General features: G+C 73.5%; 13 protein-coding genes. 10 read left to right on the top strand and 3 right to left on the bottom strand.

The features are described from left to right. Positions 1-148: 148 nt before the first annotated feature. The 5 genes from IEW90_RS11360 to IEW90_RS11340 all read left to right on the top strand — a co-directional run bounded on the left by IEW90_RS11360 (position 149) and on the right by IEW90_RS11340 (position 4,896). A complete protein-coding gene (locus IEW90_RS11360; protein ID WP_188718403.1) occupies positions 149-412 on the top strand; it encodes a hypothetical protein in 264 nt (87 codons plus the stop codon). Then, positions 409-570 carry a hypothetical protein gene (locus tag IEW90_RS11355; protein ID WP_188718402.1) on the top strand — a complete coding sequence of 54 codons (162 nt, stop codon included), beginning with the start codon at positions 409-411 and terminating at the stop codon, positions 568-570. The genes IEW90_RS11360 and IEW90_RS11355 overlap by 4 nt, the downstream gene beginning before the upstream one ends. A 9-nt stretch (positions 571-579) precedes the next feature. Continuing rightward, entirely contained in the window at positions 580-1,152 is a 573-nt protein-coding gene (locus IEW90_RS11350) for an isochorismatase family protein (RefSeq protein WP_188718401.1), read from the top strand. A gap of 50 nt (positions 1,153-1,202) precedes the next feature. Beyond that, complete coding sequence (locus tag IEW90_RS11345; RefSeq protein WP_188718400.1) at positions 1,203-3,362, top strand: MMPL family transporter; 2,160 nt, start codon at positions 1,203-1,205, stop codon at positions 3,360-3,362. Between the two features lie 61 nt (positions 3,363-3,423). Continuing rightward, positions 3,424-4,896, top strand: a complete 1,473-nt coding sequence (locus tag IEW90_RS11340; protein ID WP_188718399.1) for an NAD-dependent succinate-semialdehyde dehydrogenase — start codon at positions 3,424-3,426, stop codon at positions 4,894-4,896. Between the two features lie 55 nt (positions 4,897-4,951). Here the strand turns inward: IEW90_RS11340 and IEW90_RS11335 are convergent, their stop codons facing one another. From IEW90_RS11335 to IEW90_RS11325, 3 genes are read right to left on the bottom strand one after another with little or no spacing between them, the layout of a single operon-like run. Beyond that, a complete protein-coding gene (locus IEW90_RS11335; protein WP_188718398.1) occupies positions 4,952-5,860 on the bottom strand; it encodes an NADP-dependent oxidoreductase in 909 nt (302 codons plus the stop codon). Positions 5,861-5,894: 34 nt separating this feature from the next. Next, positions 5,895-7,685: an ABC transporter ATP-binding protein gene (locus tag IEW90_RS11330; RefSeq protein WP_188718397.1), complete on the bottom strand. Its 1,791-nt coding sequence runs from the start codon at positions 7,683-7,685 to the stop codon at positions 5,895-5,897. Further along, positions 7,686-7,889, bottom strand: a complete 204-nt coding sequence (locus IEW90_RS11325) for an AsnC family protein (protein WP_188718396.1) — start codon at positions 7,887-7,889, stop codon at positions 7,686-7,688. Between the two features lie 95 nt (positions 7,890-7,984). On the opposite strand from IEW90_RS11325, the gene IEW90_RS11320 reads away from it, so the two are divergent. From IEW90_RS11320 to surE, 5 genes are read left to right on the top strand one after another with little or no spacing between them, the layout of a single operon-like run. Beyond that, positions 7,985-8,911, top strand: a complete 927-nt coding sequence (locus tag IEW90_RS11320) for an ABC transporter ATP-binding protein (RefSeq protein ID WP_188718395.1) — start codon at positions 7,985-7,987, stop codon at positions 8,909-8,911. Then, positions 8,908-9,780 carry an ABC transporter permease gene (locus IEW90_RS11315; protein ID WP_188718394.1) on the top strand — a complete coding sequence of 291 codons (873 nt, stop codon included), beginning with the start codon at positions 8,908-8,910 and terminating at the stop codon, positions 9,778-9,780. The genes IEW90_RS11320 and IEW90_RS11315 overlap by 4 nt, the downstream gene beginning before the upstream one ends. Then, positions 9,777-10,613, top strand: coding sequence for an ABC transporter permease (locus IEW90_RS11310; RefSeq protein ID WP_188718393.1), 837 nt, complete (start codon positions 9,777-9,779; stop codon positions 10,611-10,613). Before IEW90_RS11315 ends, IEW90_RS11310 begins: the two co-directional genes overlap by 4 nt. Before the next feature lie 57 nt (positions 10,614-10,670). Continuing rightward, complete coding sequence (locus IEW90_RS11305) at positions 10,671-11,597, top strand: 1-phosphofructokinase family hexose kinase (protein ID WP_188718392.1); 927 nt, start codon at positions 10,671-10,673, stop codon at positions 11,595-11,597. Next, positions 11,597-12,343, top strand: coding sequence for a 5'/3'-nucleotidase SurE (gene surE, locus IEW90_RS11300; RefSeq protein WP_188718391.1), 747 nt, complete (start codon positions 11,597-11,599; stop codon positions 12,341-12,343). Before IEW90_RS11305 ends, surE begins: the two co-directional genes overlap by 1 nt. Positions 12,344-12,365 lie beyond the last annotated feature (22 nt).

The following is a 12,365-nucleotide window of genomic DNA, read 5'->3' as shown; positions in this document are numbered from 1 at the left end:
TGGCTCGCCCGTCCCGGGCGAGCTGTGATCAGACCGTCGACCCACAAGGCTGAGCGTGCGCCGTGACGTCGGCATCGCGCTTGCGCGAAGTCGTTCGAATCGATACTGTTCGAGGGCCGAACAGTTCGATCATCGAAGGAAGGTCGCCGTGGTCCGTCCCCTGTCCGAAGCCCTCGCTCTGCCGATCGAGTGGGCGCGCCCGAGCGACGACCTCTGGGTCGCCACGCAGGTCGACGCCGACCGCACCTGGTTCCTCGGCTTCGTCGAGCTGGTGAACGGCGAGCACCTCGCCGTCGACGGCTACGGCGATCTCGTCGGCCGCTTCTCGAGCCTGGAGGCTGCGCAGCGCGCCTTCGCCGATGCCGCGGCGACGGCCGAGGCGGAGCCCGAGGTCGCGCTCGAGGCGGCATGATCCCCGAGCTGCTGGTCGCGATCCTCGCGGCCGCCGGCATCCTGGCCCTGCTCGTCGCCGTGCTCGCGGCCACCGAGCCGGAGCCCGCGCGGATCCGCGCCGCGGCGCCCTCCGGCATCGATGCGCGGCGCGCCGCGGCGCACGACTCGGCTGGGTAGTCTGCACGCATGGCCCGTGGCATCCTCATCGTCGACGTCCAGAACGACTTCACCGAGGGCGGCGCGCTCGGCACGCAGGGCGGGGCGGCGGTGGCCGCCGCGATCGCCGAGCACCTCCGCACGCATCCGTACGACCTCGTGATCGCGAGCCGCGACTGGCACGACGCCGAGAACGACAACGGCGGGCACTTCGCGAGCGGCGAGCCCGACTTCGTCGGCACCTGGCCCGTGCACTGCGTGGCGGGCACGCCCGGCGCCGAGTACCACCCCGCGCTCGACGCGCTCGCGATCGACGTCCACATCCGCAAGGGGCAGGGCAAGCCCGCCTACTCCGCCTTCGAGGGCGAGACGGAGGACGGCGAGACGCTCGACGAGATCCTCGAGGAGCAGGGCATCGACGAGCTCGACGTCGTCGGCATCGCGACCGACCACTGCGTGAAGGCCTCCGCGCTCGACGCGGCGCTCGCCGGCCGCGCCGTGCGCGTGATCGACGGGCTCACCTCGGCGGTCTCGCCCGAGACGCGCGCGGCCGCGCTCGACGAGCTGCGCGACAAGGGCGTGCAGGTGGTCGCCTCCGCGTGACGCGGGCCTCCCGCGCAGTCATGTAGCCAGACTATATGTAGTATGTCTGCATGAACGAGGCTCCTGCTCCGCGACGCCGGCTCCACACCTGGCTGCGCATCCTCCTCCCCGCGCTGCTCATCGTCGCCTGGCTGGGCGCCGCGGGCGCCGGAGGCCCGCTCTTCGGCCGCATCTCCGAGGTCTCGACGAACGACCAGACGAGCTTCCTGCCCGCGAGCGCCGAGTCGACGCAGGTGCAGGAGGCGCTCGCCGGCTTCCTCGGCGACGACGAGCTCCCGGCGATCGTCGTCGCCGCGGCCGACCGCGAGCTCGACGCCGACGACCTCGCGGCGCTCGAGTCGCTCGCGGCCGACGTCGCCGACCTGCCCGTGGTGGTGGAGGCCTCGCCGCTCATCCCGAGCGAGGACGGGCAGGCCGCCCAGCTCGTGGCCGTGCTCGACGCGTCCGACGACGCCCCCGAGCCCGCGGAGGCCGTGGCGGCCGTGCGGGCGGCCGTCGCCGCCGCGGGCCTCCCGGCGGGCCTCGTGGTCGAGGTCACCGGGCCGGCCGGGTTCACCGCCGACATCGCGGAGGCGTTCTCGGGCATCGACGGCATCCTGCTGCTCGTCGCCCTCGCGGCCGTCCTCGTCATCCTCATCGTCGTCTACCGCTCGCCGCTGCTCCCGATCCTCGTGCTCTCGACCTCGGTCGCCGCGCTGTCGTTGGCCATCCTCGTCGTGTTCTCCCTCGCGCAGGCCGGCATCCTCACCCTCTCCGGGCAGACGCAGGGCATCCTCTTCATCCTCGTGGTGGGCGCCGCGACTGACTACGGCCTGCTCTACACCGCGCGCTTCCGTGAGGCGCTCGGCGAGGAGCGCTCCGCCTGGCGGGCCACCGTGCGCGCCTGGCGCGGCTCGTTCGAGCCGATCCTCGCCTCCGGCGGCACCGTCATCGCGGGCCTCCTGTGCCTGCTGCTGTCGGACCTCGTCTCGAACCAGCAGCTCGGGCCCGTCGCGTCGATCGGCATCGGCGCCGCGATCCTCGCGGGCCTCACGATGCTGCCGGCGCTGCTCCTCGCCTTCGGCCGCGTCGCCTTCTGGCCCGTCGCGCCGACGCCCGAGCGGCCGCGCCTCGCCGACCCCGAGCGCGGCCTCTGGGGCCGCGTCGCGCGGCTCGTCGACCGCCGCGCCCGAGCCACCTGGATCGTCACGGCGCTGCTGCTCGGCGCCGGCGCGGTCGGCGTCGTGCAGCTGCAGGCCGACGGCGTGCCCTCGAGCGAGTTCGTCGTGGGGGAGTCGGAGGCGCGCGACGGCCAGGCGCTGCTCGGCGAGCACTTCCCCGGCGGCACCGGCACGCCCGCCTACGTGCTCGTCGACGAGGCGGATGCGGATGCCGCGGCCGAGGTCGTCGCCGACGTCGACGGCGTCGACGGGGTCGCGATCACGAGCGAGGACTCGTCCTCGGGCTCCATCCCCGTGCCCACGCCGCCCGGCCCGGCGTTCGCCGACGCCGAGCCGACCGTGGTCGACGGCCGCGTGCTCCTGCAGGCGACGCTCGCCGACGCCCCCGACTCCGACGCGGCGCAGGACACGATCCTCGCCCTCCGCGACGCCGTGCACGCCGAGAGCGAGGGATCGCTCGTGGGCGGCACGACCGCGGCCGCGCTCGACACCAACGTGACGTCGACGCATGACCGGGCGCTCATCATCCCGATCGTCCTCGTCGTGATCGCGGTGATCCTCGCGCTGCTGCTGCGCTCGATCGTCGCCGCCGTGCTGCTGCTCCTCACAACCGTGCTGTCGTTCGGCACCGCCCTCGGCGTCGGCGCCCTCATCCTGCACGCGCTCGGCATCCCCGCGATGGATCCGTCGGTGCCGCTGTTCGCGTTCGTCTTCCTCGTGGCGCTCGGCGTCGACTACAACATCTTCCTCATGACGCGGGTGCGCGAGGAGGTCGCGCGCCGCGGCCACCGCGAGGGCGTGCTCACGGGCCTCCGCGTCACCGGCGGCGTCATCACCTCGGCCGGCGTCGTGCTCGCGGCGACCTTCGCGGCGCTCGGCGTCATCCCCGTGCTGTTCCTGCTGCAGCTCGCGATCATCGTGGCGCTCGGCGTGCTCATCGACACGACGATCGTGCGGTCGCTGCTCGTGCCGGCGCTCGCGCTCGAGATCGGCCCGCGCACGTGGTGGCCGTCGAAGCTCGCGCGCGAGCGGGTCGGCGCCGGGCGATAGCCTTGCCGGGGCCGTGCCGGGCAGCCCGCCCGGCCGAGCCCCGCATCCGGAGGAGGACCCCATGACCGACGCCGCTCGCGAGACCGCGGTGCTCGACGCCGTCCACGGCAGCCTGTTCATCGGCGGCGAGTGGATCGACGGCGAGGACGGCACGATCGAGGTGCGCGACCCCGCCACCGGCGACGTGATCAAGACGATCGCGAACGGATCCGTCGCGGACGGCGTGCGCGCGCTCGACGCGGCCGTGGAGGCGCAGGAGGCGTGGGGCCGCACGCCCGCCCGCGTGCGCGGCGAGATCCTCCGGAACGCGTTCGACCTGCTGCAGGAGCGCAAGGAGGAGTTCGCGCTCCTCATGACGCTCGAGATGGGCAAGCCGCTCGCGGAGGCGCGCGGCGAGGTCGCCTACGGCGGCGAGTTCCTGCGCTGGTTCTCGGAGGAGGCGGTGCGCATCGACGGCCGCTACACGATGACGCCCGAGGGCACCGGCCAGATGATCGTCACGCACCGGCCGGTGGGCCCGTGCTTCCTCATCACGCCGTGGAACTTCCCGCTCGCGATGGCCACCCGCAAGCTCGGCCCGGCGCTCGCGGCCGGCTGCACCGCGGTCGTGAAGCCCGCGACCCTGACGCCGCTCACGACGCTCGCGCTCGTCGGGCTGCTGGAGGAGGCGGGGCTGCCGAAGGGCGTCGTCAACGTGATCACGACGAAGTCGACCGGCGCGCTCTCCGAGCGGCTGCTGGGCGACGACCGCCTGCGGAAGGTGTCATTCACGGGCTCGACGCCGGTGGGCGTGCAGCTGCTGAAGCTCGCGGCCGACAAGGTGCTGAAGTCGTCGATGGAGCTCGGCGGCAACGCGCCGTTCGTGGTGTTCGAGGATGCGGACCTCGACAAGGCGGTCGAGGGCGCGATGCTCGCGAAGTTCCGCAACATCGGCCAGGCCTGCACGGCCGCGAACCGGTTCATCGTGCACGAGTCGGTCGCCGACGAGTTCGCCCGCCGCATCACCGAGCGGGTGCAGGCGATGAAGGTCGGCCGCGGCACCGAGGAGGGCGTGCAGATCGGCCCGCTCGTCGAGGACAAGGCCGTCGCCAACGCCAAGCGCCTCGTCGACGAGGCCGTCGCCAAGGGCGCCCGCGTCACGACCGGCGGCGAGGTCATCGACGGCCCCGGCTCGTTCTTCCAGCCCACCGTGCTCGACGGGGTCAGCGCCGACATGTCGGTCTCGGTCGAGGAGATCTTCGGCCCGGTCGTCGGCATCCAGCGCTTCTCGACCGAGGACGACGCCGTGCGCCTCGCGAACGCGACCGAGTACGGCCTCGTCGGCTACGTCTTCACCGAGGACGCCAAGCGCGGCCAGCGCATGATCGAGCGCATCGACACCGGCATGATGGGCCTCAACGTGGGCGTCGTCTCGAACGCCGCGGGCCCGTTCGGCGGCGTGAAGCAGTCGGGCCTCGGCCGCGAGGGCGGCGCCGAGGGCATCCACGAGTACCTCGAGACGAAGTACACGCTCATGCCCGACCCGTTCGCCTGACCCGCTCGACCGGAGGCCCGCCTGCCGCTGCCGCGGAGGGCGGGCCTCCGTCGTGTCAGGCGACGTCGACGACGAGCTTGCCGGCCACGTGGCCGTCCATGAGGCGGCGGTAGGCGTCCGCGGCCCGCTCGAGCGGGTAGCGCTCGAGGATCGGGATGTCGAGGTCTCCGGAGGCGGCGAGCGCGGCGAGCTCGTCGAGGGCGCCGGTGCGCTCGAGGTCGGTCGCGACGCCGCGGGCGCCGTGCGCGCCCTTCGCCGCGATCGCGATGCAGCGGTCGATCGTGACGTCGGCCTCCAGCGCGGCGGCGACGCCCTCGGCGCCCGCGCAGTCGAAGCACGCGTCGATGGGCTGCAGGTGCAGCAGGCGGTCGGCGAGGCCCTCGCCGTACGCGACCGGCTCGGCGCCGAGGCCGCGGAGCATCGCGTGGTTCGCGGGGCTCGCCGAGCCGATGACGCGGGCGCCGCGCGCGACGGCGAGCTGCACCGCGATCCGCCCGACGCCGCCCGCGGCGCCGTGCACGAAGAGCGTCTCGCCGGCCCGCACGTCGAGGCTCCGCACCGCATCCCACGCGGTGCGGCCCGCGACGACGAGGCTCGCGGCGACACCGGGGTCGAGGCCGTCCGGGATGCGGGCGATGCGCTCTCGCGCGGGCGTCACCACCGTCAGCTCCTGCAGCGCGCGCGTGCGGGCGGAGCCGAAGACGCGGTCGCCCACCGCCCAGCCCTCGACGCCCTCGCCCACCTCGTCGATGGTCCCGGCCACGTCGTTGCCGACGCCGAGCGGCGGCGCGAGCCCGCGCGCGGTGGCGGCGGCGGTGCCGCCGAAGATCTTCCAGTCGACCGGATTGAGCGCCGCGGCCTCCACCCGGATCCGCACCTGCCCCGGCCCCGCGTGCGGCGCATCGACCGCCCGCAGCTCCAGGACCTCGGGCCCGCCGAACCGGTCGTGCATCACCGCGCGCATGCCCTCACGCTACGCGGCGAGCGCCGCGGCCCGCCTACGCGGGCTCGTCGGCGGGGGCGAGCAGCTGGTGCGCGGCGAGCTCGCGGTAGAGCGGGGATGCCGTGAGGAGCTCCTCGTGCGTGCCGACCGCGAGCACCCGGCCGCCGTCGAGCACCACGATCTGGTCGGCGTCGACGACCGTCGCGAGGCGGTGCGCGATGACGAGCGTCGTGCGCCCCTCGCTCGCCACGTCGAGCGCCGCCTTGAGCGACGCCTCGTTGCGCGCGTCGAGGTTGGCGGTCGACTCGTCGAGCAGCAGCACGGGCGCGGCCGCGAGCAGCGCGCGCGCGATCGCGAGCCGCTGCCGCTCGCCGCCAGAGAGCAGCACGCCGCCCTCGCCGACCTCGGCGCCGAGCCCCGCATCCGACCGCGTCACGAGCGACGAGAGGTTCACGGAGGCGAGGGCCGCCTCGAGGTCGTCGTCGGTCGCATCGGGCGCGCCGAGCCGCAGGTTGTCGCGCAGTGTGCCCGCGAGCACCGGCGCGTCCTGCTCGACGTAGCCGATGCGGGCGCGGAGCGACGCGCGGTCCACCTCGCGCACGTCGACGCCGCCGACGAGCACGCGCCCGTCGGTCGCGTCGTAGAAGCGCTCGAGGAGCGCGAAGGTCGTCGACTTGCCCGCGCCCGAGGGGCCGACGAGCGCCGTGCGGGTGCCGGCGGGCACGGCGAACGACACGTCGTGCAGCACCTTCCGGCCGTCGCTGCCGGGATACGCGAAGCCGACGCCGTCGAAGGCGACCATGGGCGCATCCGGCACCGGCACGAGGAGGGCCTCGGCGTCGCCGTCCTCCTCGGCGGGCAGGCGCACGATCTCCTGGATGCGCCCGAGCGCGCCGAGCGCGACCGAGATGGCGGCGATCGCGCCGGCCACCTGGCCGAGGGGCATGATCATGAGGAAGAGGAAGAGCAGGAAGCCCACGAGCTGGGCGATGCCGATCTCGCCCGTGGCGACGCGGAGGCCGCCGACGCCGAGGACGACGAGGAACGCGAGCTGCACCGCGACGCCGAAGATCGGCACGACGAGCGCCGAGATGCGGGCGACGCGGATGCCCGCGCCGAACGCGGCGCCGGCGCGCTCGCCGATGGTCGCGATCTCGCGGTCGGTCGCGCCGGCCGCGCGGACGGTCCGCACGGCGCCGATGGCCCGCTCGAGCGCGGAGGTGAGGTGCCCCACCTGCTCCTGCGCGGCGGCGGAGGCGCGCGTGAGCAGCGGCATGACGACGAGCATCGCGACGATCGCGCCGACGAGCACGAGCACGGTGAGGCCGAGCAGCAGCGGATCGATGACGAGCATCGCGATGACGGCGCCGACGATGGTGAGCAGGCCGCCGACCGACTCGACGAGGCCCTGCGTGAGCACAGCCCGGAGCAGGGTCGTGTCGGCGCCTACGCGGCTGACGAGGTCGCCGAGGCGACGGGCGTCGAACTCCGCGACGGGCAGCCGGAGCATGCGCGCGACGAGCGTGCGGCGGGTGAGGAGCACCACGTGCTCGCCGAGCACCTGGAGCAGGAAGTGCTGGAAGCCGTCGAGCAGGGCGCCGACGACGACGAGCACGAGCAGCAGGGCCGGCAGCCACTCGAGCGGCGACGAGCGCTCGACGCGGGCGATGAGCTCCTGCGCGAGCGCCGGCTGCGCGAGCGCCGCCGCGGCGCCGAGCACCGAGAGCACGATCGCCCCGGCGAGGAGGTCCTTGCGGGGGAAGAGGTAGGGCAGCAGCTCCCGCACGCTCGCGCGCGGGCCGTCGTCGCCGCGCCGCCTGCCGAACATCCCTCGTCGCTCGCTCATCTACCGCTTCCCGTGCTTCTTGTGCACCGCCTGGCGCGTGACGCCCAGCGCGTCCGCGATCGCCTGCCAGGCAAACCCCTCCATTCTTGCGCGTCGCACGAGCGCCGACTCCTCGCGCTCGAGCTCGCGCCGCGCCGAAGCGGTGCCCGCGAGCCGCTCGAGGACGCCCTCGGGCTGCTCGCCCGTCGCCGTGATCCGTGCCATGCGTCAACCTTGGTTGACGATCGGGCGGATGTCAACCCGGGTTGACGAGCCGGGGGGCTCGCCGGTGTCACCGGCCGCGGCTACGCTCGGGTCTCGTGCCAGCACCAGTCATCGAGGCCGTGGGCCTGCGGAAGCAGTACGGCGACTTCACCGCCGTCGACGGGATCGACTTCGCCATCGAGCCCGGCGAGGCGTTCGGGTTCCTCGGCCCCAACGGCGCGGGCAAGTCGACGACGATGCGGATGATCGCGGCCACCTCCACCCGCAGCGACGGGCGGCTGTCGGTGCTCGGCTTCGACCCCGAGAGCCACGGTCCCGAGATCCGCGCCCAGCTCGGCATCGTGCCGCAGGCCGACCAGCTCGACGAGGAGCTGCGGGTCATCGACAACCTCATCGTCTACGGGCGCTACTTCGGCCTCCCGCTGCCGTACGTGAAGCGGCGGGCCGAGGAGCTGCTCGAGTTCGCGCAGCTGGTCGAGAAGCGCAAGGCGCGCGTCGACGGCCTCTCCGGCGGCATGAAGCGGCGCCTCACGATCGCCCGCGGGCTCATCAACAGCCCGAAGGCGATGCTGCTCGACGAGCCGACCACCGGCCTCGACCCGCAGGCCCGGCACGTGCTGTGGGACCGCCTCTTCCGGCTCAAGGAGGAGGGCACGACGCTCGTGCTCACCACCCACTACATGGACGAGGCCGAGCAGCTCTGCGATCGCCTCGTCGTCGTCGACAAGGGCCGCATCGTCGCCGAGGGCAGCCCTTCCGCGCTCATCCGCCAGTACTCCACGCGCGAGGTGCTCGAGGTGCGCTTCGGCTCCTCGCGCAACGAGGAGGCCGCGCGCGCCATCGAGGGCATCGGCGACCGCATCGAGGTGCTGCCCGACCGCGTCCTCGTCTACGACGACGACGGCGAGGCGGCGATGTCGGCCGTGCACGAGCGCGGGCTGCAGCCCATCACGAGCCTGGTGCGCCGGTCGAGCCTGGAGGACGTCTTCCTCCGGCTCACCGGACGCTCCCTTGTCGAATGAGCGCGCTCGAGCCCGGCAGCGCCGCGCCGACCCGCAGCGGTTGGGTGTCGGGCGACGTCGACCACGCGGCCGTCGCCGGATCCGCCCGCGCGTGGGGCTGGTGGTACGTGGCCGAGCACCGCATCCGCGCGATGCGCTCGTACGTCGCGTCGTGGGCGCTCATCGGCATCGGCTCGCCGTTCCTCTACCTCATGGGCCTCGGCCTCGGGCTCGGGCTCCTCGTCGACGCGAACCAGGGCTCGGAGGGCGTCGACGGCGTGCCGTACCTGACGTTCCTCGCGCCCGCGCTCGCGATGGCGACGGTCATGCAGACGGCCTCGCAGGAGAACACCTACGGCGTCTTCGGCGGCTTCAAGTGGTTCCCGATGTTCTTCGCCATGAACGGCACGCCCATCAGCGCCTGGCAGATCGTCGTCGGCTTCCAGGTGTCGGTGCTCGCTCGCGTCGTCCTGCCGCTCGCGGCCTTCGCGGGCGTCATCGCGGTCTTCGGCATCGGCGACGGCGTGCGCGCCCTGCTGCTCCTCCCGATCGGCCTGCTGCTCTCGGTCGCGGTCGGCTTCGCCGTCATGTCGTGGGTCGCGACGCAGACCGAGGACCGCGGGCAGCTCTCGTTCATCGAGCGCTTCGTGGTCGTGCCCCTCACGCTCTTCTCGGGCACCTACTTCCCGCTCGAGACGCTCCCGCTGTACCTGCAGTGGATCGGCTGGATCTCGCCGCTGTGGCACGCGGCCGAGCTCGGCCGCGTCGCGCTCTACGGCGCCGAGCTCGCGCCGGGGATGGTGCTCGTGCACGTGCTCTTCCTCGTGGCGCTCGCGGCCGTCACGTGCGCGCTCTCCATCCGCACCTTCCGCAGGAGGCTCGACCGATGACCGAGCTCAAGCCCTACGAGCTGCTCGAGGCGCCCGCCCCGCGCATCCGCGGCCCGCTGCGCGGCCTCTACGCCGGCAACACCCGCTCGGTCGTCGCCCGCGGCCTCCAGGTGATCGCGAAGAACAACTGGATCGTCGTGATGACGGGCTTCTTCGAGCCGGTCTTCTACCTGCTCTCGATGGGCCTCGGGCTCGGCGCCCTCATCGGCTCGGTCTCCTTCTACGGCGCCGACGTGCCCTACGCCGCCTACATCGCGCCCGCGCTCATGGCGGTGAGCGCCATGAACGGCGCCGTCTACGACTCGACGATGAACGTCTTCTTCAAGATGAACTTCGCGAACCTCTACCAGCAGATGCTCTCGACCTCGCTCGGCCCGCTCGACGTGGCGCTCGGCGAGATCCTGCTCGCGCTCTTCCGCGGTCTGCTCTACGCGAGCGGCTTCATGGTCGTGACGACGCTGCTGGGGCTCAACCTGTCGTGGACGGCGATCCTCGCGATCCCCGCCGCGCTCGTCATCGCGTTCGCGTTCGCGTCGTTCGGCATGGCCGTCACGAGCTACATGAAGACGTTCCAGCACCTCGACTACGTCTACTTCGTGATGATGCCGATGTTCCTGCTCTCCGCCACGTTCTTCCCGATCGAGGTCTACCCGCAGGGCGTGCAGTGGGTGATCCAGGCGATGCCGCTGTGGCACGGGGTCGACATGATCCGGCAGCTGACGACGGGGCTCATCCAGCCCTCCATCGGCATCCACCTCCTGTACTTCGGCGTCATGATCGTGCTCGGCCTCTGGTTCACGACGGCGCGGCTCAAGTCGCTGTTCCTGCGCTGAGGCCGGTCGGTCGCGACCCTCCACGACCCGCCCAGGTCGCCCTCCTAGCGTGGGGACGTGCCGCGCATCCTCGTCTTCGCTCCCGCCCCGTCCCTCACCGTCACCGTCGAGCGCCTCGGCGACGAGGCCGACGTCCACCTCCACGTCGGCGGGCAGGGCGTCTGGCAGGCGCGCATGCTCGTGGCGCTCGGCGCCGAGGTCGTGCTCACGTGCACGGTCACCGGCGAGGTGGGCACCGTGGTGCGGCACCTCCTCGACGACGAGGGCTTCGAGACCGTCGCGATCGAGCGCGACGGCATCGCGCCCGCGTACGTGCACGACCGTCGCGAGGGGGAGCGCGTCGCGGTCGTGGAGGAGGACGGCTCGTCGCTCGAGCGCCACGCCCTCGACGACCTCTACTCGGCGACGCTCCGCGAGGCGGCGCGCGCCGACCTCGTCATCCTCTCGGGCCCTGACGGCGACGACGTCCTCGAGCCCGACGTCTACCGGCGGCTCGCCGCCGACGTGCGCGCGCTCGGCACCACTGTGCTCGTCGACCTCGCCGGGCCGCGGCTCGAGGCGGCGCTCGAGGGCGGCGTCGACGTGCTCAAGGTGAGCCACGAGGAGCTCGTCGACGACGGCCGCGTCGACGACGGCGACGACGAGGAGCAGCTCATCGCCGCCGCCCGGACCCTCCACGAGGAGGGCATCGCGCTCGTCGCCGTGACGCGGGCCGACGCAGGCTCGATCGTCGTGGGCGACGCGGGCGCGTGGCGCGTCTCGGCGCCGCAGCTCGAGCCGGTCGACACGCGCGGCGCGGGCGACTCGTATGCCGCGGGCGTCGCCTCGGTGCTCGCCGAGGGCGGCGCGCAGGCCGACGCGATCCGGATGGGGGCGGCCGCCGGCGCGGTCAACGCGACGCGGCGCGGGCTCGGCACGGGCGACGCCGAGGCCATCCGCGCGATCGCGGAGCAGGTGGAGCTGGACGACATCGAGGAGGCATGATGCGAGCGCTCATCGTGAACGACGACGGCATCGACTCGCCGGGGCTCGCCGCCCTCGCGCGGGCGGCGGCGGATGCGGGGCTCGAGGTGGTGATCGCGGCGCCCGCGGAGGAGCACTCGGGCGCGAGCGCCTCGATCATCGCGACGCAGGGCGCGGCGGTGACCGCGGCCGGGGGCAAGGGCACGGTGCGCTCCGAGCGCCGAGAGGTCGTGGGGCTCGACGCGGAGGCCCACGCGGTCCACGCGGCGCCGGCGCTCATCGTGCTGCTCGCGCTGCACGGCTCGTTCGGGCCGACGCCCGACGTCGTGCTCTCGGGCATCAACCGCGGCGCGAACGTCGGCACCGCCATCCTGCACTCCGGCACCGTCGGCGCGGCCCTCACCGCGGGTCAGGGCGGCGTGCGGGCGCTCGCCGCCTCGCTCGACGTCGGCCTCGCAGACGACGTGGAGCACCACTGGGCGACCGCGGCGGACGTCGTGGCCCGCGTGCTGCCGACGCTGCTCGCCTCGCCCGCCGGCACCGTGCACAACCTCAACGTGCCGAACGTCGCGACGGCGGAGGGCGTCGAGCTCGTCGAGGCGCCGCTCGCCCCGTTCGGCATCGTCCAGACGACGATGACCGAGGTCGACGGCGACGACGTGCGCCTCTCGATCCGGCAGCACAGCGCCGCCGACGCGCCCGGCACCGACATGGAGCGGCTCGCCTCCGGCCTCGCGACCGTCACCGCGGTCGACTGGGGCGCGTAGCGCGCATCCACAGACGACGGAG

The sequence above is a fragment of the Agrococcus terreus genome (assembly GCF_014645235.1).
In the GTDB taxonomy this organism is placed as follows: Bacteria; Actinomycetota; Actinomycetes; order Actinomycetales; family Microbacteriaceae; genus Agrococcus; species Agrococcus terreus.
This window is presented reverse-complemented; position numbering and strand designations above follow the sequence as displayed.